Source organism: Bifidobacterium felsineum, from assembly GCF_002802915.1.
GTDB lineage: Bacteria > Actinomycetota > Actinomycetes > Actinomycetales > Bifidobacteriaceae > Bifidobacterium > Bifidobacterium felsineum.
Genome location: NZ_PEBJ01000002.1, coordinates 519,805 through 543,007 on the forward strand (window position 1 = coordinate 519,805; position 23,203 = coordinate 543,007).

The following is a 23,203-nucleotide window of genomic DNA, read 5'->3' on the forward strand; positions in this document are numbered from 1 at the left end:
CCATGTGCGATTGTGTGAAATAGTTCGTTATTCCCACACAGTTTTCTTTGCTGGTGATTCTGTGCGGGAATCGGGTATGCGAAAAGCCCGCACTGCATGACTCAGTGCGGGCTTTCAACCTTGAGCAAGGCCCCAATCTTTCAGCCACTCGCGATGCTCCCCTTATGCATCACGCCCCCTTCGGCTGAAACGAGCCTTCCCTGCTCGGGCTACTTGGCCAGGCCGGAAGCGCGAACGGCTTCGAAGCCACCCTTGAGATCGTCGAGAATGTCCTCGATGTTCTCGGTGCCGATGGACAGGCGGATGGTGCCCTGGTGGATGCCCTGGTCCTCCAGCTCTTCCAGGGTCTCCTGGGAGTGGGTGGTGGATGCCGGGTGGATGACCAGAGACTTTACGTCAGCCACATTGGCGAGCAGGGAGAACAGGTGCAGGTTGTCGATGAAGACGCGAGCTGCGTCCTTGCCTCCCTTGATGTCGAAGGTGAAGATGGAGCCGGCTCCGTTCGGGAAGTACTTCTCGTAGAGGGCGTGGTCGCGGCGGCCTTCGATGGACGGGTGGGAGACGGACTCGACTTCCGGCACGGTCTGCAGGTATTCGACGACCTTCAGTGCGTTCTGGACGTGACGCTCAACGCGCAGGGACAGGGTTTCGGTGCCCTGCAGCAGCAGGAAGGCTGCGAACGGGGACAGGGTGGCGCCGGTGTCGCGCAGCAGGATGGCGCGGATGCGGGTCACGAATGCGGTGCCGCCCAGAGCCTCGTAGAAGTTCAGGCCGTGGTAGGACGGATCCGGCTCGGTCAGGGTCGGGAACTTGCCCGGCACCTCAGCCCAGTTGAACTTGCCGCCTTCAACGACGACGCCACCGAGCGTGGTGCCGTGGCCACCGATGAACTTGGTTGCGGATTCGACCACGACGTCGGCACCATGCTCCAGCGGACGGAACAGGTACGGAGTGGCGAAGGTGTTGTCGACGATCACCGGCAGATGATGCTTATGGGCAATCTCGGAGATGGCTTCGAAGTCCGGCAGATCGGCGTTCGGGTTGCCGAAGGTCTCGAAGTAGACGAGCTTGGTGTTCTCCTGGATGGCGTCCTCGAAGTTCTGCGGGACCTCAGGGTCGACGAAGGTGGTGGTGATGCCATCGCGCGGCAGGGTGTGCTTGAGCAGGTTAAAGGTGCCGCCATAGATGTTCTTGGAGGAGACGATGTGGTCACCGGACTGGGTGATGTTGCGCACGGCGTATTCGACGGCGGCTGCACCAGAGGCGACGGCGATGCCTGCGGTACCACCTTCGAGGGCGGCGATACGGTCTTCGAAGACGCCCTGGGTGGAGTTGGTCAGACGGCCGTAGATATTGCCCGGGTCAGCGAGACCGAAGCGCGCCTCAGCGTGATCGAAGTTGTGGAAGACGTAGGAGGTGGTGGCGTAGATCGGCACTGCGCGGGAGTCGGTGGCCGGGTCGGCCTGCTCCTGGCCCACGTGCAGCTGAAGGGTTTCAAAACGGTACTTCTTGTTCTCGGCCATTGGTGTGCTCCTTGCTGGTTGTGCTGGTCGCGAGGTTCTTTTCCTTGCCACCCGCCTGCCGTGTTCGGCGGTTGGCGAGGTGTTGGTTATGAAAGTACGCGCGGCAAGCGGCGCGGCGCAAGCTGAGCGTTATCACGGTTGCCTATAGACCCTTATAACCCGTTGGAATCATTGGGATAGCGAGCTCTTCAAGCGTCATTTTTTCTTACCGAAAATCTCACGACACGCCGAATGCGAGAGACGGTCGGCGAACATGCCCGGCAGCATGGAAACATCAACTTGCTACAGCGCTACATATGTGGCCACAGCACATATGCGCACGTTTCCCGTCGCGCAATACGAGCGCTGCAGGCACTTCGATGCGTTCATTGGACTACGCTTCGTGAGTGGTTCCTGCCCGTTTCGATACCGACCGAAAGAGATTCCATGACTGACGTGACCCTATATGACCGCGACCCGCATTACATTCCTCGTGTGGCTGCCGTGCATGACATGTGCGGTTACGGCAAATGCTCATTGACCGCGGCGATCCCGATTCTTTCGGCGGCGGGCTGCGATGTGTGCCCGGTACCGACTGCATTGTTCTCGGCACATACCAAATACAAGGTGTTCACGTTCCACGACACCACCGATATTCTGAACGATTATTTGAACGCTTGGCAAGCCGAAGACGTGGAACTTGACGGCATCTATTCCGGTTTCCTCGGCTCCCCTGAACAGGTTGCGATTATCGAGCGGCTTTACCGCGAGTATCCAAACGCTCTTCGATTGGTCGATCCGGTGATGGGCGATGGCGGCAGCATGTACACCACGTATACCCCGGAGCTGTGTGAGGCGATGGGCGCTTTGGCGCTCGGCGCGGATGTGTTGATGCCGAATCTCACCGAGGCCGCGATTTTGACCAAGACCGATTATCCGGGCCATGATTTGGATAATGACGCTGTGAACCGGTTGCTTGAGGCGCTGCTGGGACTCGGTGCGAAGAACGTGGTGTTGAAGGGCATTGACCGTGGTGATGGGCGCATCATCAATTACGTGGCGAGCGCGGCGACCGGTGTGGAGCAGAAAATCGAACTCGCTCACGAGAAGCTTCCATACATGATTCACGGCACCGGCGATGCGTTTGCCTCCGCCTTGTGCGGTGCGGCGCTGGCTGGTCGAGGTCTTGCCGAATCGGCGCGCATCGCCGGCGAGTTTGTGCGGCATGCGATGGCGAACACCCGCAATCAACCGCATTTCGAAGATCGCGGTTTGAGCTTCGAACTTAACTTGGGCGAACTGACTGCGCTACCGTCCAAGGCTCCCTCTGATGAGGGAGCTGTCAGCTTTGCTGACTGAGGGAGAGAAGTGTAGAAAGCATAAACAGCCGCCATATGGATCTCTCCCTCAGTCTCGCTATCGCGAGACAGCTCGTTCTGCAATTATTGACGGGCTACTGCCCGCGATATTGTTGGCTCACTCTCGTTCGTACCTCGCTTACAAACAGTCCACTGGACTGTTTGCTTCACAGCTCGGCCCATCAGAGGGAGCCAGAGATAATTACCTGTTCTTGAAGTATTTGAGCAGGTGACTTTCTCGTGTGAGAGACACGCCTAAGAACGCGCCCAAAAGCACGCCGAGCACTGCCGCGATGGGTACTCGCAGCAAGGTGTCGGTCAGAGCGGCAGCCTCAGCAGTATTGTCATCCAACCATACCCATGCAAGCAATGGGCTGGCCAGTAATATGCCGGCAATGCTCCACGTAATCGTTTCCAGCATGATCTGCGTGAGCAACACGGTTTTCGGCACGCCGCAATGCAGAGCAGAAGCCATCTCCAGTTTGCGCGTACGTGTTGCGATGAAGCCCAATGCCAATGCAGCAGCGAGTGCAATCCAAGGCACATAAGCGGTCAGTCTTGATACAAACAAGACAGTGCTATCCAGCTCACTGCCTTTGGCGGTGTTGAGCTTGTAGATCTGCGGCCGCTCAGCTGCGGTTGCGTTTGCAGTACCATCGCTGGCCAATCGCAGCAATGATTCGAGGTTCTTGGTTTGCGGCCATGCGCGCACCCAGCATTGGCTGAAGGTCGCGCTGGAGTCGGCAGGAATCGGAGTCAGTGCCGCATAGGAGAAGCCGGATTTTCTGCCATCATCCGGCCAGTCGAATACGTCGACGACATCAAGGCTTCGCCCATCCTTCAACGCCAATGACTGCCCGGATTGAGCCTGAAACGGTTTTGCGGCTTCGCTGGACAGCAGCACACCTTCCCGGTTCTGAGATACGCTCCCGGATTCGTGAGGTGTTCCATTCTTCCACTGTGTTCCGGTGGTACTGAGCATGAATACCTCAGTGGCCCCCGGTGTGATTTCATACAACGGCACACTGGTGGATGGCAACGCTGCGAACACCAGCTTGTTCTCGGATTGGCGTACCGCTCCGGCCGCTTCGACTCCATCCAATGAGGTGAGACGGTCGCAGGCCGCGCCATCGATATGGTTGGGATATTCCAATATCCAGGTTGAGCCGCCCGATGCCACGTATTCATCAGTTTGCTTCTGTATTCCGGAGATGGTAAGCCAATCGGCACCAGCGAGCAACACAATCAGGCATGCAAGTCCTACGGCGAGCGCGCACGCGTGACTGGTGCCGGTGATGAGGTCACGCCATGCCTCCCCCAGCATGCCGGCAAGACGCATGCGAGGCCGGTGGCTGGTTTCATTCATGATGCTCACTTCCTTGTGCAATTGGCTCAGCATGCGCGGAATCTGCGACAGTCTGGGCCACTTGTGAGGGATGGTCGCTCTGCCAATCACGCAAATCAATCAAATCAGTGCAGGCATCACGGGTGCGAGGATCATGGGTGGCTACCACCACGATGGCTCCACTCATCGAAAGATTGTGCAGATGTTCGTTGACCGTGGCGGCGGTGTTGAGGTCCAATTGTGCGGTCGGCTCATCGACCAGTAAAAGCCCAGCATATGAGGCCACTCCTCGGGCCAGCATCAGACGCTGGGCTTCACCGCCGGAAAGGTCGCGGAATGGTTTGCGCGCCAAAGCCGCCAAACCGAACGCTTCGAGTAGTTCCATCGCATGGGTTTCGGCGTCTCGCCGTCGCTCTCCCCGCGCGATAAATGGCAAGGCCACATGGTCGATGGCCGAACGTCTTGCCACGCCATGAGGGTTCTGCAGCACCCAGCACACGCGCCCGCAATCGACGCGCTCCACCGAACCGGTGACCGGTGTGACCCATCCGGCGATGATGGACAGCAATGTGGATTTGCCTGATCCCGATGGTCCGGTCAGCGCATATACGTGCTTGGGCAGCAACGTCATCGTCAAATGCCGGAACAGCATATCTTCACCGGTCCGGTCGAAACTGTGCCCCACGTCGGTCAATATCACCTTGCGGGCGGCCATGTCACGCACCGCCTTGGGCTGCGCAGTGTTCGTTGGTACGCGGCGTTACGTCCACATGGTCGAACGTCTGGTTTTCGCTTACGCTGACCATCGTCTTACCGAGCTGTGATGCGATGATCGACACTTGCACGGGCGTCGCATCAACGCTGACGCAACCCGAGCCGGCAGCCGCATCATATACGGCGGAAGGCGGCACGCTGAGCGCGGTCAACGGCTGCTTCAATCTCCAGTCATAGGAGACGCTTAAGGTGTCTCCGGCGAAAGCACCTGCAGTGCCCCCAGCCAAAGCACCACCGGAGGCCAAAGCACCGCCGGAATCCGAACCAAGCGAAGCCATACGAAATGCCACGGAATTATTGATCGCCGTCAGCATTGCCGTATCCGTAAGCTCCTTGGCATCAGCCGGCACATCGAACGTCTGATCGCCTATGGTAATCACGCGCTCCCCCGCTACAAGATCTGCAGCGGCGGCAGGCAATGTGGCTTTGAGCGGGATTGCGGCCGTGGTGAACAGGTCCTGACCGGCCGTAACTTGCCGGCCTACGGCAATGGAGGTTTGTTTGACGGTCACCGAGTCGGCAGGCAACCATACAAACCAACTGGGGTCGATAGTCCAGCCGGTGTCACGGCTCAGCTGTCGTGCACCGACGGATTGCGCGAGCGCATTGTATGCGGTGATGGTATCCCAGGTCATCCAATCCGAGTCCGGCGCATTGTAGCCGAGCCTGCGCAGCGCGGCGTTGAGCCCTGCGGCGTCCGAGCCACGCATACCACTTTTGAGCTCACGGTACAGCGGCACATCGGTATGCAATGCCATGACCGGCGTGGCATCGACATCGAATATCATCTGCCCGGATGCTATCGGAGAGCCCGCGCCCACGGCAATACCTGTGACGGTACCGGAAGTCGGTGAAGCGACCGTTGAGGATTCTCCCAAACTCACGGTCAACGCAACCAATCGCGAGTCGTCGAACTGGGTGGCCGCCACTTTCACCGTGCCGGCTTCAGTACTAGAGACCAGCGAGGGTGGGATTTTAGAGCGGGTCAAGAGGAACCCTGCGCTCACGCCCATGGCAAGCATTACCAGCGCCAGCAGTATCACAATGGAAATCGCCACGCCATTGCGCGCGGCCCTACGCTCCTTGCGGGAGGCTGTGGTTCTGACGGACGTTGTATTTCCCCGAGTCATATCACTCACTCCCTTCACTTTCTCTTTGATGCCGCCACTATTGGTGGAGCGGATCCTGCTGGCAGGCCCAGAACTGCTGTCCTTTCGCGGAATTCTGGTCGTATTTGTAGTTTGGATTGGGTTGCCCATCGAACGTCGTGCTCATGTATTCGCCGAAGAACTCATGCCAACGTTTGAGATTGGCCTCGAACTGGCTTTTATCGGTGAGCCCTACCGTGCTCAGCGTGCTCATATATTCGTTCTCGCTGATGGGACTCGGCAGCAAATCATGCTTGACATAGCATTGGTAGACCTTGCGTTCGAGGTCAACTTGGTCCACATGGTCAGGATTGCTCTGCATGGTGACGTACAGGCTGGAGATATTGCCAGCCCCGGTTTTGGCATGGCATTGGTCCATGATCTTGCGTTGTTCGTCGTCGGACATCGAGCCGCGGAATTGGCCCATGGATTCGCCTTGTTCCACGCTCCAGGTGGCTTGCAATCCGTATGGTTCGAGGCACTTGTTGTAGGCGTTGTACACTTCTTGCACTTCGGCTTGCGTGATCTTACCGTCCTTGAGAATGTTTTTGACTAGATCGGTGGGCGCCTTCTCGTATTCCTGTTTGAATTCTGCGGCATACGGGCCGGAGAAGGTGGGTTCGCCGTTTGCACCGGCTGTTACGGCGCCATTACCAGCGTTCGACGATGAACCGCAGGCGGCAAGCATCACACAGGCCAGCACAGCGGCGGCAATCATGAGCATCACCCGGCACATCTGAATCCTCAGCCCTATTGGATACATTCTGCGCATGATGGCCTCCTCGCCTATTGCTTCTTGATTACGCATCGTATGGCGCATATGGCTGGAATCCCAGCATTGCTGTCGTCTGATGGGTTACATGACCAGTCATTGGTTCAGCGGATCGGACTGGCATTGCCAGAACTGCTGGGCCTTATCGGCGTTGTAGCTGGGGTTCCTACTGCCATCTTCGTTGTACTCCATGTAGACGTGGTAGAGCTCGTTCCATTTGCGGGTCTTCTCCTCTATCTGCGTCTCACTGTCCGTGCTGCTGACTTCCATCGCCAGGTATTCCTGCTCACTCAACGGCTTGGGTAGCAGGTCACGTTGTTTGAGGCATTGATATGACGCCTTGTGCAGCGCCTCAATGTCAAGGTTGCTTGGATTGCCCTGCATTTCGTCATACAGCGCTTCGACAGTCCACAGATCGGTCTTTTCGGCACATTCCGTGTTCTTCTGATTCATCTCATCATCGGTCAACGCACTGTCCCGCAAACGAGCGAGCTGGCCTTTCGTGGCAACCAATCCGTATGGCGCCAAGCAAGCGTTCTGAGCGTCCAAGATCTCGTTGAGTTCCGCATCGGTAATCCGACAATCCGCTAGAATCCGTTTGGCCAAGTCGGTTTTGGATTGCTCGTAGGCGCTTTGGAATTCGTTGGCGAATGGACCGGCGAAATCCGGAGCTTTGCAAGTGGTGGCAACGGATTGTGTGGCACTGCTGTTTGGCGCGGCACTCGACGGCGAGCTGCAGGCTCCGCACGCCGCAAGCAGGGACGCGGATGCCAGCAATGCGAGTGCATAACGAACATTGTGGTGTTGTATATGGCCTCTGCTTGTTTCCCAACCAACCATGATGACCTCCCTGTCTCAATTCAGCATAGGCGCGGCTTCTTGGAAATCATCAGACCGATGTAGTCGCGGAGATTACAGACAGCAGTGCGCAGCTGAAGCGGCAACCGTACCGTGGAATCATCAACAGGCAATGATGCCCGTCGTATTTGGTGACTCTTGATTAACCCAACAGTACTGAAGCCATACATGCCGGAGATGAAAAGGAGGATTCCCATGAAGCGAGTACTGACGCAGCGCATGACTATTGCAGCACTAACAGTCGTCATGATGTGCTCGGCTGCCGCATGCAGCGGACCATCTTCGAATACTGCCGAACAGTCGAAAGGCGAACCCACGTTTTCAGGCCCCTGGGCTGAGGATTTCCGCTGGAGCTACAATCAAGCCCGCGAAAATGGCAACACATTCGCACAGAATGTGCTGCGCGATGAGCAGATTACCGAAGCGGAGGCCACGGAAGTGGCGAACCGGTACCAGTTCTGCATGGCGGATGCCGGGTTCGTGTTCGATTATGTGAATCCGGATGGTTCCACCCAAATGCAAACCGGCAATATGAGCGACGCCGAGCAGCAGTGGTTCCATGAACAGGACATCATCTGTTCCAAGCAATCAGGCCAGATTTTCATCACGCATCTGTACAACGCGTTGGTTCAGGATCCGGATGGTGAGCTGCGCAACCGCACTGCTGAGGAGATACGGCAGGACCTGGCGGAGTGTCTGAAACGCAAAGGCGCGGTCGGATCGGAATTCACCGCGGAAGATGTTCCCATAGTCGATGCGGATGGCGAGGAGTACGCCCAACTGGGTCAACAATTCACCAATCCCGGCGGCAAATACTACAGCGAACAGAATTCCGAAAGCTGGGTTCAATGCAATAACGATCCACGTAAGTAAGTCACGAGGAAGCAGACACATTTCTTTAGCCTCCCCTCGTGCGGGAGGCTTTTCTACGTCAATGTGTCAAACACTCCCACATGACTTACTCGCAAACTTCAAGCTTCTGTTGGAATCCCGCATCCGCACGTTGCGCTTCACTGAACGGACCGGTGCCGTTTCTGCTGTCTCGCTCATAATCATCGATCGAATATGGTTCGCCGACTATCCCCTGTTTGACATAACAATCGACGATGGCTTGCCTCGTATCCTTGCCGTCATTGTTCGGATTCATTTGCGCGGCGCTGGCCAGCTGCCAGACGGTGTTCGCTCCATTGCGTTCGGTGCAGGTTTGAATATCCTGATTCAGGGAAGCGCCCCATGCCGCCGATTCCTCTTGTTGTGCTCCGTTCGGCGGGTGGACGCTCATCTCGCCCAGCTCTCCCATGCTGATGGAATCCTTGTCATAACCGAGGTCGCTCAAACACTGTACGACGAGATGGTTCAGCTCGGTCAGTTCACTATCCGCAATGATTCCATCCTTCAGGATGTTCACCGCAAAATCATTGCCGTTCTGACTCAGCTGCTCGCGGGCCTGTTGCAGTTCCGTTGAATAGTGGGCGTTGAGGTTGATGCCCTCGCTGGTTTGTGACTGGGTTTGCGCGGCGTTATTGCTGCACAGCGGCTCAGCACATGCTGACGCCGAGCATGCGATGCAGCTTGCGGCGATGGCGGCAATTATGGATCTCGTGAATCGAGATTGACGGTATTGCTGGTTCATCGCGACTCCTTTGTCGACTGTTCGGCAGACTGAGCATTGGCCAATGGTTCCAACCACCGGTAATCGGATTCGGTACGGCATTGATCAATGACAGCCGATTGTTGTTGACTGCTCATCGATCCGCGAATCGGCACGACGCTCTCGCCAATGGCTTCCCCGTTGCCATCCGTGATTGTTTTAGCCTGTAGCCCGTAGACGGACAGGCATTCGTTATAGGCTTTGCGCACTTTGACAAGCTCGCCTGTCGTTACCACGCCGTCTTCGAGTATGCTGCGCCCAAGTTCGGTGTGCAGGCTGTTCCAAGCGGTCAACGCCTCGTATTTGTGTGGACCGGTGAATTCGGGATGTTCGCTGGTGGTAAGCATCGCGCGGCTGGAATCGTTGCTCGCGTTGGATACCACGCCGCTCCACGGCTGTGGGAGCAGCGACACCAGCAGTACGGCGATAATAATGCCTATGGCAAGGGTGATGGCAACCGTCAGATTTCGGTGATGCCAGCGGTTGAAGCAGGAGACGATACCGCGCCACGAATGATGATGGCGTTCATACGATGGGTTACCGCCCTGAATCCCGGTCATGATGCACGCCTCTCAGACTTCGGCGAACCAAGCTGCGCGGGGATGCGGGCATACAGTATCCAATCGCCGTCTTCGGCAGTGGCATTGAGTTCTCCGCCAAGGCTTCGAATCATGCGTCGGTGCATGGAGAGTCCGCTGCCGTGCGGTTTGAGCGCACCTGCCGAGTTGCCGTCATCATTCTGCGCGGTATTGTCTGGTATGGCTATCGGATTAGTTTCCATGATTTCGATGGCCGATTTGCTGAAAGTGATCACGCAGCAGTACTCACCGGCATCCGTACTCATGTGGCGAGTGATGTTGGCAGTGATTTCGCCGAGGAGATTGGCGGCTTCCGTGAGTGCTTCGTCCGCGCAATCATCCGGGAGATTGCCGCGCGTTTCGATGGTTCCCGTGAATCCCAGATGCGTGAGTTTGGCGTTCGCCTCCCGCATTGCCGATTGCAACGTGTTCCATTGCCAGGATGTCGCGCTACTGGAAGATGAGGACTCCGGCACAGGGCTTTCGGCACGCTTCATCACAGGATTTGCGGAGGATTCCTGAACCTTGGAATCAGCGGAATCATTCGGCTGTGATTGGTCAGATGATTGAGGTTGCTCAAGCAGGTCAATGACATGATGGATCTCATCGAGCACGGATAGCGCCTGATCATTGACGAACTGCCAGTCTTGACGTTCGGCGCAGTGCGCCTCATCATCGCCGATGCGTCGCAGTTCGCGTTGCGCGGTCAGGGCGATGTACGAAAGCCCGCCGCTGGCGGAATCGTGGATGCGTGAGGCCAAGCGCGTGTTACGCTGCAGAGTATCCAACTGCCATTGCTTTCGCTCCAAGGCCAAGGCCTGTTCGCGAATCTTATCGCGTTGTTTGCGCCAGCGGAATGACATGCCGCCCATCGTGGCGAGTGTGAACATGCCGATGTAATTGACCATGCCGATCCAGGTGGCGGAAAGCGCATTGAAGGTGTTCAAGGCCACCGGCACGCATTCGGCAAGCGTGACCGTGAGCAATGCGCCCACCGCCACTGGAATCGCACTGTCATACCCGATGATGGCGAGCGCCAGATATGCCGCCCATAGCGGGTTCGGACCGGATAGATCGAGCACGAACAGTCTGGCCACGACGGTGACGATGATCACCCATCCGGAGATTCTGGGAATGAACGGCGAGAGCACGATGGCGATAACCGACAAGCCGGAGAACAGGAAGTTCAGCGGATAGATCGGCGGTATCACCGACCATTCCACCAAGGTGGCGGCAAGCGTGAACGTTGCGATGGCAAGGCGGAACCAATGCGCTCGCATCCACTGTGCTGCCTGCGCAGCCGGCTTGCCGTTCATCACTCCCCCTCCGAGGCTCCGGTCCATAACGCCACAGCCGCCCCGCGGGAGGTGACGCCGAGCTTATGGATGGCACGCGTGAGATAGGTTTTAGCAGTGGAGGTGTTGACCTGCATTTCGGCGGCGATTTGCTCAGTGGATAGCCCTCTGGAGCATAGGTTCATGGCTTCAGCTTCACGATCGGAAAGCAGGAATTGGCGCGGCATGCGGTGGCTGCTCAATCGGGCATGCGCTTGGGCGGCGGTTTCGAAGCCTTCGCCCCACGTGCCGCCGGCTGCTATGGTGCGAATCGCCTCAATGATCGGTGTCTCCACTGATTTGGGCACGATGCCTTGCGCGCCGGCTTCAGCGGCTTTGCTGGAATATACGGCGAGTGAGAATGAGGTGACGGCAAGGATCTTGACGCGGGCGGTTTTGATGCGAATGGTTTTGCACACCACAAGTCCGGAGAGTTCGTCCATCGACATGTCGCTCAGAAGCACATTGGGGCTTTGGCGCGGGTCGAGGCAACGGGCGACCGCATCCCTGCCTGATGTTGTTTTCCAGATGACGCGCGCTTCCGGCATGAGTTCGCTTATGGAGCGTTCAAGGAAAGCTAACGAGAATGCGTCATTATCCACCAGTCCAATGGTGACGATGGGACGCATGGCCTGTGGTTGGGGATTGCTTTGCATATTGTTCTCTGCGGCCACTTGGCTGGATAGCTGATGCTGATTCTTGCCGCTCATATTGCTCTTGTCCTTCCGCGGCTTCGCTGCCGCCCCCTTCTACGGCTACCGTAGCATCAACGAGTGCAGCGGCATAACGTGTGTTGTCATCTCGTGGATTACAACAGGCACGCGATGATCTGCGTACTGTCTTAACAATCGGTGGATAACCCGGTTTCCATCCACAGGTTATCCACAACACGCCAAACCCCGTCATAGTATCCACATTTGCCGGTTGCGCTTGTGCGGCGAACCAGTCTGCCCGCACAGTGGATGCATGAGTACTTCCAAATCACCGCAGATTATCGAAACCGGCAACGGAGCCGCGCCGCATTATCAACAGACCATGTTGGATTCACCGCATGAGCAGACGAGCGAGCCGTTGTCTCATCTGGCCACGCTGATGGCGGATCCATTGCTTTCCGCCAAACGATTCGGATCTCTTGGCGAGGATTACGCCACGGCATGGCTGGAGCAACAAGGCTGGCAAACATTAAGCCGCAACTGGCATACGCGATATGGAGAATTGGACATCGTGATGATGGCACCGAGCCGAACCATCGTGTTCGTGGAAGTGAAATCGCGACGCAACATGCATTTCGGCGTGCCGCAGGAGGCGGTGACCCATGCCAAACAGATGAACCTTCGACGCGCAGCATGCGATTGGCTAATCGATAGGCGCAACCGTATGCCTCATGTCTCGATTCGTTTCGACGTCATCACCATTGTGATGGATATGGGACAGCCGGTGGTGCAGCACATCATGGCAGCATTCTAGAAGGAGCCACGCCAATGCCCATCGGAAGCACATTATCCGTAGGATTAATCGGATTAAAGGCATTCATCATTCAGGTGCAGGCATTCATCAGCCCTGGATTACCGTACTTCTCCATCATTGGATTGCCGGATACGTCACTGTCCGAGGCTCGTGAACGCGTGCGATCAGCATGCCAAGCCAGTGGTTTTTCCTGGCCGCAGACCCGGGTAACAGTCAATATGAGTCCGGCCTCGGTGCCAAAACGGGGCTCGTCACATGATCTGGCCATAGCAGCGAGCGTGCTGTGCGCATCGAACACCATAAACCATAGCTGCCTGGAGAATACGATCGTGCTCGGCGAAGTGAACCTCGACGGCTCGGTGCTGCCGATCCATGGTCTGCTTCCCATCATGCTGCACGCCAAGGAACGCGGCATACATAAGCTGATTGTGCCATATCGCAACCTTGATGAAGCCCGAATGGTGGAAGACATGGACGTGATCGGCGTGCAGCATGTGGGCGAACTCATCGAACTCATGGGAGGCAAAGCCACCTATCGTATGCCGGAACTGCCTCACAACAGCGAAGATGCCATCGAAGCCACATCCCAAGCCGATGACGTTCACCCTTGTGGGGATATGAGCGAAGTGCTGGGGCAGGAACATGCCAAATGGGCATTGCAAATCGCCGCGGCAGGCGGGCATAATCTCATCATGACCGGGCCTCCCGGCGCCGGCAAGACCATGCTTGCCTCGCGTATTCCCGGCATCATGTGCCCATTGGATGAGGCCGAGCAGCTCGAAGTGGCATCCATACGATCGCTGTGCGGCACACTGCCGCAATACGGCATCACCGACGTGCCTCCGTTCGAGGCACCGCATCACACTGCCTCGACGGCCGCTTTGGTCGGCGGAGGCAGCGGATTGGCCACTCCGGGCGCCATCACACGGGCGCATCGCGGCATCCTGTTTCTTGATGAGGCTCCGGAATTCAGCGCACGCGCGTTGCAAACCATGCGCGAACCTCTGGAATCCGGCTATGTGGCCCTCTCCCGTTCAAAAGGCAGCACCTACTATCCAGCCGCATTCCAGCTCATCATGGCTGCGAATCCATGCCCATGCGGCTATTACTACGGCACCGGCGAGCGTTGCACTTGCAAGGAGAGGGAACGCATGCGCTACTTCTCCAGATTATCCGGCCCGATTCTTGATCGCGTGGACATTCAACTTGCGGTTCCTCCGGTATCTCGCATCGTTCAGCAATCCGAACCACAGGGGGAATCCAGTCAGACCATTCGCGCCCGCGTGATTCAGGCACGGCAGGCGGCCATGCGCAGGTTCGAACAGTTCGGCTGGACATGTAACGCACAGGCATCCGGCAAATGGCTGCATGCCAACACGTCGCTCAAGGCCGTTGAACTCGTCAACAAGGCCCTCAACAACCATCAGCTCACCTTGCGTGGTGCGGATCGAGCCATGCGTCTGGCATGGACCCTTGCCGATCTGGACGGAAGAACCAGCCCAACCGAACAGGATGTCCATCAGGGCATCGAATTGAGAACGAGGATGTCATGACCAATCACAGTCCAATGCCGATTCTTTCACGAGACGCCCTGTTCCGGGCAGCGCTCACCTTCTGCCTTGATGGAGCCGACGCCTCGATGTATGCCACGCTCAAGGGCGCGGACAATGCGGAACATGTTTGGCATGTGCTCGTTGAAGCGCATCCGAGCGGCTCCTCCACCATATGCGGACCCGCGATGAAAAAGCTGGAACGCATGTTCATCGAGGGGATGATTCGCTGGGGCCGCAAACCATCGAATACCATCATGAACGCATTCCACACAGCGGTGGCGAGCTGGCATAATCGCATGCAGGATCTGCCGAATCGCAATCCGCTGGCTCTCGCCGACTGGTTCACCATGGACGGCACGCAATGGATTGTCGCGCCCGGTAACTCTTGCTGGCCTCAGCAACTGGATGATCTGGCCATCAGATCCGATTGGGCGCCCCCGTTATGTATCTGGGGCAAAGGCGACTCCCGAGCACTCACCAGCTGCGACAAGCCGATAGGAATCGTGGGATCCCGCGATGTCACCGAATACGGCAGATATGTTGCGCATACCTTGGCCGAACAAGCTGCCGCATCAGGCCATTTGGTGGTGTCCGGCGGAGCCATGGGCACCGACGCCGCCGCACATTGGGGTGCCTTGAACGCATTGCATGGGCGTAACCAATCCAATATCGGGCGGACGGTCGCCGTGTTCGCGGGTGGGCTCAATCATATGGGCCCCATGCGCAACCGCGCACTGTTCGAACGTATCGAAGGACAGTCAGGAGCACTGATCAGCGAACTGTGCCCGAATGTCATCCCCGAAGCCAGACGGTTCCTGCTGCGTAACAGAATCATCGCGGCGCTCTCCTCCACATTGGTGGTCGCCCAAGCTCGTTTGCGTTCGGGAGCGCTCAACACGGCAGGATGGGCGTGCGAACTGATGCGCGAAGTGTATGCGGCACCTGGAGATATCAACCAACCGGTGAACGCCGGCTGCAACAAAATCATCAACGAGCAGAAAGCCGTTCTGCTATGCGCGGCAACCAGAATAGAAGATATCTGCCATGAACCACACCAGCCCATCATGGCGTTCGACTCACCTTGCGGAGAACCGCGTACGGGCCAATCGCAACAACCAGAAGAAGCGCAACAGGCGCAGCATTCCCCGCAACAGGATACCCAACTACAACGTCCTGAGGAAAACGCGCGTAATCAACACCGGCAACACAGCCAAACCACTGCCAACATACCCGATTTGAGAGATCAGCCCTCACCGGTCAATGGCAAAACGCAAGCCATCAAACTCAGTGACCTGCCGGAATCACAACGATTGATGGCTGCGCTCATCCAAGAATGCAACAAGCGTCACCTGATCACCACACCGGACGCGCTGCTGCGCATGGCCAAGACCAGCGCCCCGGATGATATTACGAATATCGCCACGGTATTGGAGATACTCGGCACCATGGAGCTGGCGGGCATCGTGACAAGGAAGGCGGATGCCATGGTGCTCAGCGAACTAGTTGCCTGATTGCCCCTCATCCATCCGTATTCATTTGCCAAGACAAGCCTATCCCCTGCCGCATGCACTGATCTGCGGACGCTGTTCGGCGGGTGTGCGAGAATCAAACCCATGAGTCCGAAACGTTTGGAAGATATGTATGATGCGGTCATCGTCGGTGCCGGAGCCGCCGGCCTGTCGGCTGCGCTAGGTTTGCTACGCTCCCCGGAGATTACCGATCTCAAAGAGCAGGGCATTGAGCCGAAGATTCTGGTGGTTTCCAAGTTGCAGCCGCTGCGCTCGCATACCGGTTCCGCCGAAGGCGGCATCGCCGCCAGCTTGGGCAATATCGAATCCGATGACTGGCACTGGCATTACTACGACACCATTAAGGGAGGCGATTGGCTGGTCGACCAGGATGCAGCGAAGCTGCTCGCCGAGTATGCCCCGGAAACCGTCATCAACTTGGAACGCCAAGGTGTCGCCTTCTCCCGCACGGAGGATGGGCATATCGCCCAGCGACGTTTCGGTGGCCATACTCGGGATTTCGGCGGTGAGCCGGTCAAGCGTGCCGCCTATGCCGCCGACCGTATCGGCCATCAGATTCTGCATACGTTATGGCAGCAATGCGTGGCGCAGGGCGTGGAATTCGCCGAGGAATGGTATGTCACTGACCTGGTGCTTACCGAAGATCACAGCCGAGCGGCCGGCATTGTGGCATTGGACACCCATACCGGCAAAATCCAGGCCATTCATGCCCGTAATGTGCTGATTGCCACGGGAGGTGCGGGTCGACTGTTCCATACCACGTCGAATTCCTGGGATCTAACCGGCGATGGTATGGCATTGGCCCTTGCTGCAGGTCTGCAACTCGAGGATATCGAATTCGTACAGTTCCACCCCACCGGGCTTGCGCATACGGGTATTCTGCTGTCTGAAGCGGCTCGCGCGGAAGGCGGTATTCTGCGTAACGCGGACGGCGAAGCCTTTATGGAACGCTATGCTCCCGAGCACAAGGACCTGGCGGCACGTGATGTGGTGTCACGTTCCATTATGGCCGAGATCGACGCAGGTCGAGGTGTGGCTGATCCAAAGGATCCCGATGGCCCGAAGGACTGCGTCTGGCTGGATATGACTGGCATTGATCCCAAGCGCATGGCACAAGTACTGCCTCAGGTGGTAGAGACCATCGAGCAATACGCGAATCTCGACCCGACCAAGGATCTGGTTCCAATCAAGCCTACGGCTCATTACACGATGGGCGGTCTACCCATTACCACAGATGGTGAGGTCTACCGTTGGAATGGCACCCATCACACGGTGGTGGATGGTCTGTTTGCGGCTGGCGAATGCTCCTGCGTGTCCGTGCATGGCGCGAACCGCTTGGGAGGCAACTCACTGCTCGATGCATGCTTGTTCGGCACCCGTTCCGGGCATACGATAGCGGCACGCATCGCCGAAAACCCGGTCGACTCCCCTATGGCGGACGATGCGGACGATGAGTTGCTGACTTCCGCGGTTGATCAAGCCGCCGGCGTTCGTGCTCATGAGCTTGAAGAGCTCCTGCAGGGTTCCACCATTGCAGAGCAGTCCGAGAACGGCGATGCGACTGGCGAGAATGCGTATGCGCTCATGGCTCGTTTGGGCTCTGTGATGGAGCGTGCTTTGGCGGTGCGTTGCAGCGCCGACACCATTGCAAGTGCACTGGAGCAATTGAATACCCGCATCAAGCCAGCTGTTGAAATATTGCATGCGCATGACAAGACTGCGGCGTTCAATCAGGAGGTGACAGCCATTTGGGAAGTTCAGCATCTCACTGAATTGGCTGAAGCGGTGTTGCGAGCTTCCGACGCCCGCCATGAATCACGCGGTTCGATGCGTCGGCTGGACTTCCCTGAACGAGATGATGAGCATTTCCTGGCTCATTCCATGGTGGACAAGCACGGTTCAGTGGAATTCAAACCGGTGGTCATCACCGATTATCCGCCCAAAAAGCGTGAATACTGACCCGGCCCAGGGCTTGTGGCACAATAGGTTGGCTGATTAGTCAGATGATGACGCACTGTTTCATGGAGGCAAAGCATGGTTGAGGCGAACAACACAACGGTTACCCTTCAGGTACACCGGTTCACGCCACGCGCCGAACGCGCTGAGCGTGCTCGCGGCGGTAGCCCGTTCGCCCGTAAAAGCTCTCCGTTCGGCGGCGGTTCCGATTCGGCGGCCCGCCGCCGCCCACGCGGTAAGCAGTGGGTGCAGGAATATACGATTCCCGCTCGTCCGGAAGACACCATATTGGATTGTCTGCTGACCATCAAGCGCACCGTGGACCCGACGCTTGCCTTCCGTTACTCGTGCGGTCATGGCATGTGCGGGTCGGATGCCGTAGCCATCAATGGCACGCCAACACTGCTCTGCACGGCTTCCATACGAGACTGGGCCAAGCAGCCAGGCGCCTTGCCGCAAGTGGATGAAGAAGGATTCCGCCATATCGGCGAGGATGAATCCATGAGTGATGCATCCAGCAACAGTGATGCCACGGATGCTTCATCCGCTGACGGTACTTCTCTTGGCGTCATCGAGCTTGCTCCCCTGCCTGGCTTTCCGCCGCAGCGTGATCTCATCGCAGACATTGACCCGATGTTGAACCAGATCCGCAAACTCACCCCGTATCTTCAGGCCGATGGCGTGCTTGCTACCACCGACGAAGGCAAGGTGAACGCATTTGAGTATCTGCAGCATCCTGAGCAATTGGCCAAGTATGAGACGCTCAGCAACTGCATCGCATGCGGCGTATGCGAAGGTTCCTGCCCGGTATTTGCCGGCGGCGACGCCTTCATTGGACCAGCTGCTCTGATTTGGTCGTCCCGTTTCATCAATGATTCGAGGGATACCAAGGCCATGGAGCGCATGGATGCCATTGACACTGCTGATGGTGTGGCTGCCTGCCAGTCCGTGCGTGCATGTTCCCGTCATTGTCCGCGTGGCATTGACGTCGGCGAGGAGATGTGGCAGATCGTGGCCAAGGTCCGCGAACGGTAACATCGGCAATGCTCAATGGTTGAGTCTGAATATCATAGAGGAACGGTTATGGATAAGACGCAGTATACGAATCTTGCCAAGGCATGGGAATTTGCCGAGGATCATGCCCTGCAGCGTGAAGCTCGGCCGGTTGCTGCAGCTCGCGAAGTAGCTGAGCGGGCGGGCCAGCCTCAGGGTTCCGCAGCTCAGGCGCAGCTGCTGGCCTTACTGGCGCGCATTACCGGTGCTTCCTCCGTGATTGCCATCGGCACGGGCTCCTTGGTGGAAACCATGCAATTGGTGCACGCATTGAACGGCACCGGTCAGCTCACCGCCGTTGATTCCACCGCACAAGGCATTGCCATGATTCGAAAGGCGTTCTCCGAACTGCAGGATAATACGGATACATCGTTGCGCGCGGTCAATGCCGCAGCCAGCGTATTCCTTCCCCGTCTCAATGCCAACGATTACGACATGATCGTTGTAGCTGGCGACGCCGCCAACTATGCGGCAACGTTCGCTCAGGCTTCTCGTTTGCTGCGTTCCCATGGCCTCATCGCTTTTACGGATGCGTTAGCCACGTATGGCGATCACGGCGGTGTACTCGATGCCGCTGATCGCAGCGCCAAAGCGGTGGCTATGCGTGAACTTATTGCCACAGTGGAAGAGGATGAGAACTTCGAATCCACGTTGACGCCGGATGGGACCGGCCTGCTGCTTGCGTTCAAAAAGTAACTGATCAGGACCTCAATAACGGCTCAGACATGTGCTCCTGTCACCGCTGTGGCAGGAGCACATTCATATGGTCAGTGTCCGTCGATGGCGCTGGTGGCAATCTCCACGGCTTCGTCCGGATCATCGGTAACCGTAACCAGATGCGGGTCGATGGAGGAAATCATGCCATGTTCCTTGACCGGCCCCTCCAACCAGTCGAACAGCCCTTGCCAGTAGGTTTTGTCGAATAATACGACCGGCATGTTGGCCACCTTGTGGGTCTGCACCAATGTCAGTAATTCGAACATCTCATCCAAGGTGCCGAAGCCGCCCGGGCAGACGATGACGCCGGAGCTGTACTTCACGAACATCGTTTTTCTGACGAAGAAGTAGCGGAAGCTCATGCCCAAGTTCACCCACTGGTTCAATCCCTGCTCATGAGGCAATTCGATGCCAAGACCCACGGATTTGCCACCGGCGAGCGCCGCTCCCCTATTGGCGGCTTCCATAATGCCTGGCCCGCCACCGGTGATCACCGCAATATTCTTCTTGGCGATAAGACCACCCATACGGCGTGCGGCTTTATATGCCGCCTCCGTGCGCGGCGTGCGAGCCGAGCCGAAAATCGCCACGGCCGGGCCGAGCTCGGCGAGAGCACCGAATCCGTCCACGAATTCCGATTGGATTCTCAAGACTCGCCATGGATCCATATGCAGCCAATCGGTATCTTGCTCGGTTTTCAAGAGATTGGCCGTGGTGTTATCCGAAGGAATCATCTGGCCACGGAGAATCACCGGTCCACGATGATAGGTGTCTCCCAACGGAGAGAAATCATCATCCGATGCAGCTGATTGCTGTTCCTGCGTCATTCGTTGCCTCCTTGCTGTGCGGTATTCCCTTGCATGGCCATCGCCTGTTCGTAACGCTTGGATTGACGGCTCAATAGCACGCCGGAAACCACTGCTGACACCAGCGATCCCACCAGTACTCCGAATCGAGCTTCGGCCGAGAGTTCTGTATTGCTGTATGCCAAGGATGCGATGAGGAACGATACCGTGAATCCGATGCCGCATGCGCAGGCTGTAGGTATCATATCCCGTACTCGTAATCCTTTGGCCATCTTCAGTCCGCCCACATGGGTGGCCAGCCAAGCCGTGGTGATGATGCCTAAGGGTTTACCAACGGCGAGCGCCACGACCAGTGCAATCACCAGCGGGGAAAGCATCAATGCCGGACTCAATTCCTCGAAGTGCACGCCAGTGGCGAACAAGGCGAAGATGGGCAATGCCAACAATGCAGAGAATGGCTGCAGTTTTTCGGCATATCGGGCCGCTCTTGGCGTGGCTTCACCGAACATTTCGCGCGATGGCGTGGACAGTCCCACCACCACGCCGGCAAGTGTCGGATGCACGCCGGCTTCGAACATCATGATCCAGGCAAGAATGCCAACCACCGCTACGGCAATCCACGGCACGCTACGCATGCGCACCAACATGGACCAGATCACCGCGCATATGGCGATACCCACGAACCAATACCAGGCGTTGACCGAGGAGAAGAACACCGCAATCAAAATAATCGCCAGCAGGTCATCCACCGTTGCAAGTGTCATCAGGAATGCACGAATTGAGCCGGGCAGGGCTTTGGCGAACAATGCGAGCACCGCCAGGGAGAATGCGATATCGGTGGCGGTAGGCACGGCCCATCCATGAGCCATCTCGGCAAACGGTATGCTGCTGCCGGTGGTGGTGAGGATCAGACTGCCTGTATTGCCAGGACCGTATTGGGAGAACATCGCAATGGTCAGGAGGAACAATACCGGCGGGGCGAGCATGCCGCCCACCGCGCAAAGCATCGGCACGGCGGCGGCCTTGGGATTGGAAAGCGAACCGGTGGTGAGCTCCTGCTTCAATTCGAGACCGACGGTCAGGAAGAAAATCGTGAGCAACCCATCTTGCGCCCAGTGTCCGATCGGCAGATCGATATTAGTGTGAGGAATACCAACCTGTGTTTCCGCAATGGTCTCAAACAGATGGTAGGTCCAAGGCAGATTCGCACATATCAGGCCGATCAACGCAAAGCCCAACATGATGAGGCCAGAGATGCGATCGGATGCGGCAATCCGCTTGATTACGGTCCATGCGCTCCGTTTTGCTGTTATTCCAGCCATCATTGCTCCTGTCTCGTGGCCGATCCTGTGCGGCCGAAACCGACTACTCATATTACGACAAAGCCCGGGAATGATTCCTCCCCGGGCTTAGGACATGAAACGTTCCACGCGTCACCGATCAACTGCGCCGAATCAGTGGTGCCGACGCGCTGCCAATGCCTGTTCGATGTTGTTCAGCACACGTTCCAGCAATGCCGTGGGGCATGCCAGATTGATGCGCTCGAAGAAATCACCGGAGTGGCCGAACAAAGATCCTTCATCGAACCATACCCGTGCCTGCTCGCGCAGGAATGCGCATTGTGCCTGTGGGGTCTCAAAGCCCAATCCGCGACAGTCCAACCATGCCAGGTATGTGCCTTCGGGCTCAATCAATCGTATGCCGTCCACACGTGCCGCAAATTCACGTACCATCGTCACATTGCGTTCAAGCACTGTAAGCAGTTCGTCCAGCCACTGCTCGGCATGGTTATACGCTGCCTGGCAGGCCACGAGACCGAAATGGCTGACCGTAAGTCCGCCGATATTCTCAGCCGCCACATCGAAGCGGCGCTTCAGGTCCGCGTTGCGGATAATGGCATTGGAACACAACAGGCCGGCCAGATTGAATGTCTTGGTCGGTGCGGTGAATTCGAAAAGGATATCCGCATATTTCTCATCTAGGTTGCCGAACAGGGTGACCTCGTGACCGGGATGGGCGAAATCGGCATGAATCTCGTCACAGAGCACATAGACACCATGCTTCAGGCAAATGTCGCCGATACGAGTCAACTCCTCAGCGGTCCAGACACGACCGACCGGATTATGAGGATTGCACAGAATCATAGCAGTACAGCGCGGGTCGGAGGCCTTGGCCTCGAGATCGTCGAAATCAACCTCATAACGGCCTTCAGCCTCGTTCAATACCAGTTCATTGTCCAGAATGGTCAATCCATTGCGCTCGGACGCGAACGTGAACGGATAATAGACCGGACGCTGAATGATCACCTTGTCGCCGGGATGCGTGACAGCGCGCAACGCGGTATTGATGGCAGGCATCACGCCATCGGACAGGCTCACCCATTCACGGTTCACTGTGCAATGATGACGACGCCGCATCCAACCGATGAACGCCTCAAAATAATCATCGGTAGCGTAATCATATCCGAATACGTCATTGGCGGCGGCCTGTACCAGCGCATCGACGATTTCAGGGGCCGGCTTGAATTCCATATCCGCCACAGACAACGGAATCACGTCCTTCGAGTCCGGACCCATTTCCTCTTCAATCATGTGCCATTTGATTGAGGAGGAACCATGCCGTTCAAGAACGGTATCGAAATCGTACTGAGACTGTCGCACCACTGCCTGTCCTTTCTGCAGAATTGGAAAAGCCTCGGAAGCATTTCGCTTTCGAGGCTTTATCGTGCGCCAGACAGGATTCGAACCTGCGACCTGCTGATCCGTAGTCAGCTGCTCTAATCCGCTGGGCTACTGGCGCATA

21 protein-coding genes and 1 tRNA gene are annotated in these 23,203 nt (G+C 57.2%); 8 read left to right on the forward strand and 14 right to left on the reverse strand.

Translation table 11 applies throughout. The features are described 5' to 3' along the window. Window positions 1-209 precede the first annotated feature (209 nt). A complete protein-coding gene (locus tag CSQ86_RS05890; RefSeq protein WP_100494162.1) occupies window positions 210-1,523 on the reverse strand; it encodes an O-acetylhomoserine aminocarboxypropyltransferase/cysteine synthase family protein in 1,314 nt (437 codons plus the stop codon). A gap of 426 nt (window positions 1,524-1,949) precedes the next feature. Between CSQ86_RS05890 and CSQ86_RS05895 the strand changes: the two genes are divergently transcribed. Further along, complete coding sequence (locus tag CSQ86_RS05895) at window positions 1,950-2,861, forward strand: pyridoxamine kinase (RefSeq protein WP_100494163.1); 912 nt, start codon at window positions 1,950-1,952, stop codon at window positions 2,859-2,861. A gap of 201 nt (window positions 2,862-3,062) precedes the next feature. On the opposite strand, the gene CSQ86_RS05900 is transcribed toward CSQ86_RS05895, so the two are convergent. From CSQ86_RS05900 to CSQ86_RS05920, 5 genes are all read right to left on the reverse strand, one after another. Continuing rightward, entirely contained in the window at window positions 3,063-4,226 is a 1,164-nt protein-coding gene (locus CSQ86_RS05900) for a hypothetical protein (protein ID WP_100494164.1), read from the reverse strand. Next, on the reverse strand, window positions 4,219-4,920 hold the full coding sequence (locus CSQ86_RS05905) for an ATP-binding cassette domain-containing protein (protein ID WP_100494165.1): 702 nt from the start codon (window positions 4,918-4,920) through the stop codon (window positions 4,219-4,221). The genes CSQ86_RS05900 and CSQ86_RS05905 overlap by 8 nt, the downstream gene beginning before the upstream one ends. Window position 4,921: 1 nt before the next feature. Beyond that, window positions 4,922-6,109, reverse strand: coding sequence for a hypothetical protein (locus CSQ86_RS05910; protein WP_133119270.1), 1,188 nt, complete (start codon window positions 6,107-6,109; stop codon window positions 4,922-4,924). 37 nt (window positions 6,110-6,146) lie between these two features. Further along, window positions 6,147-6,899, reverse strand: coding sequence for a hypothetical protein (locus CSQ86_RS05915; protein WP_133119271.1), 753 nt, complete (start codon window positions 6,897-6,899; stop codon window positions 6,147-6,149). Window positions 6,900-6,995: 96 nt separating this feature from the next. Further along, window positions 6,996-7,739: a hypothetical protein gene (locus tag CSQ86_RS05920; protein WP_100494168.1), complete on the reverse strand. Its 744-nt coding sequence runs from the start codon at window positions 7,737-7,739 to the stop codon at window positions 6,996-6,998. A gap of 213 nt (window positions 7,740-7,952) precedes the next feature. Here CSQ86_RS05920 and CSQ86_RS05925 point away from each other — a divergent pair, with 213 nt between their 5' ends. Beyond that, window positions 7,953-8,630, forward strand: coding sequence for a hypothetical protein (locus CSQ86_RS05925; protein ID WP_100494169.1), 678 nt, complete (start codon window positions 7,953-7,955; stop codon window positions 8,628-8,630). Between the two features lie 85 nt (window positions 8,631-8,715). On the opposite strand, the gene CSQ86_RS05930 is transcribed toward CSQ86_RS05925, so the two are convergent. From CSQ86_RS05930 to CSQ86_RS05945, 4 genes are read right to left on the reverse strand one after another with little or no spacing between them, the layout of a single operon-like run. Next, window positions 8,716-9,390 carry a hypothetical protein gene (locus tag CSQ86_RS05930; RefSeq protein ID WP_100494170.1) on the reverse strand — a complete coding sequence of 225 codons (675 nt, stop codon included), beginning with the start codon at window positions 9,388-9,390 and terminating at the stop codon, window positions 8,716-8,718. Next, window positions 9,387-9,968: a hypothetical protein gene (locus CSQ86_RS05935; RefSeq protein ID WP_100494171.1), complete on the reverse strand. Its 582-nt coding sequence runs from the start codon at window positions 9,966-9,968 to the stop codon at window positions 9,387-9,389. The genes CSQ86_RS05930 and CSQ86_RS05935 overlap by 4 nt, the downstream gene beginning before the upstream one ends. Beyond that, a complete protein-coding gene (locus CSQ86_RS05940) occupies window positions 9,965-11,302 on the reverse strand; it encodes a sensor histidine kinase (RefSeq protein WP_100494172.1) in 1,338 nt (445 codons plus the stop codon). Before CSQ86_RS05940 ends, CSQ86_RS05935 begins: the two co-directional genes overlap by 4 nt. Continuing rightward, complete coding sequence (locus CSQ86_RS05945) at window positions 11,302-12,030, reverse strand: response regulator transcription factor (protein ID WP_100494173.1); 729 nt, start codon at window positions 12,028-12,030, stop codon at window positions 11,302-11,304. The genes CSQ86_RS05940 and CSQ86_RS05945 overlap by 1 nt, the downstream gene beginning before the upstream one ends. A gap of 256 nt (window positions 12,031-12,286) precedes the next feature. Between CSQ86_RS05945 and CSQ86_RS05950 the strand changes: the two genes are divergently transcribed. The 6 genes from CSQ86_RS05950 to CSQ86_RS05975 all read left to right on the forward strand — a co-directional run bounded on the left by CSQ86_RS05950 (window position 12,287) and on the right by CSQ86_RS05975 (window position 19,574). Then, window positions 12,287-12,787: a YraN family protein gene (locus tag CSQ86_RS05950; protein ID WP_100494174.1), complete on the forward strand. Its 501-nt coding sequence runs from the start codon at window positions 12,287-12,289 to the stop codon at window positions 12,785-12,787. 14 nt (window positions 12,788-12,801) lie between these two features. Then, window positions 12,802-14,340, forward strand: coding sequence for a YifB family Mg chelatase-like AAA ATPase (locus CSQ86_RS05955; protein WP_100494175.1), 1,539 nt, complete (start codon window positions 12,802-12,804; stop codon window positions 14,338-14,340). Continuing rightward, on the forward strand, window positions 14,337-15,851 hold the full coding sequence (locus CSQ86_RS05960; protein WP_100494176.1) for a DNA-processing protein DprA: 1,515 nt from the start codon (window positions 14,337-14,339) through the stop codon (window positions 15,849-15,851). The genes CSQ86_RS05955 and CSQ86_RS05960 overlap by 4 nt, the downstream gene beginning before the upstream one ends. A gap of 102 nt (window positions 15,852-15,953) precedes the next feature. Beyond that, window positions 15,954-17,828, forward strand: a complete 1,875-nt coding sequence (locus CSQ86_RS05965) for an FAD-dependent oxidoreductase (protein ID WP_100494177.1) — start codon at window positions 15,954-15,956, stop codon at window positions 17,826-17,828. Window positions 17,829-17,903: 75 nt separating this feature from the next. Then, window positions 17,904-18,860, forward strand: coding sequence for a succinate dehydrogenase/fumarate reductase iron-sulfur subunit (locus CSQ86_RS05970; protein WP_100494178.1), 957 nt, complete (start codon window positions 17,904-17,906; stop codon window positions 18,858-18,860). Between the two features lie 48 nt (window positions 18,861-18,908). Continuing rightward, the gene (locus CSQ86_RS05975) at window positions 18,909-19,574 is read left to right on the forward strand and encodes an O-methyltransferase (protein ID WP_100494179.1); all 666 of its coding nucleotides are present in this window, start codon (window positions 18,909-18,911) and stop codon (window positions 19,572-19,574) included. A gap of 71 nt (window positions 19,575-19,645) precedes the next feature. On the opposite strand, the gene CSQ86_RS05980 is transcribed toward CSQ86_RS05975, so the two are convergent. The 4 genes from CSQ86_RS05980 to CSQ86_RS05995 all read right to left on the reverse strand — a co-directional run bounded on the left by CSQ86_RS05980 (window position 19,646) and on the right by CSQ86_RS05995 (window position 23,200). After that, window positions 19,646-20,422 carry an LOG family protein gene (locus CSQ86_RS05980; protein ID WP_100494180.1) on the reverse strand — a complete coding sequence of 259 codons (777 nt, stop codon included), beginning with the start codon at window positions 20,420-20,422 and terminating at the stop codon, window positions 19,646-19,648. Next, on the reverse strand, window positions 20,419-21,726 hold the full coding sequence (locus CSQ86_RS05985; RefSeq protein ID WP_100494181.1) for a Na+/H+ antiporter NhaA: 1,308 nt from the start codon (window positions 21,724-21,726) through the stop codon (window positions 20,419-20,421). The genes CSQ86_RS05980 and CSQ86_RS05985 overlap by 4 nt, the downstream gene beginning before the upstream one ends. Before the next feature lie 129 nt (window positions 21,727-21,855). Next, a complete protein-coding gene (locus CSQ86_RS05990) occupies window positions 21,856-23,064 on the reverse strand; it encodes a MalY/PatB family protein (RefSeq protein WP_100494182.1) in 1,209 nt (402 codons plus the stop codon). 62 nt (window positions 23,065-23,126) lie between these two features. Further along, window positions 23,127-23,200: transfer RNA gene (locus CSQ86_RS05995), tRNA-Arg, on the reverse strand. Window positions 23,201-23,203 lie beyond the last annotated feature (3 nt).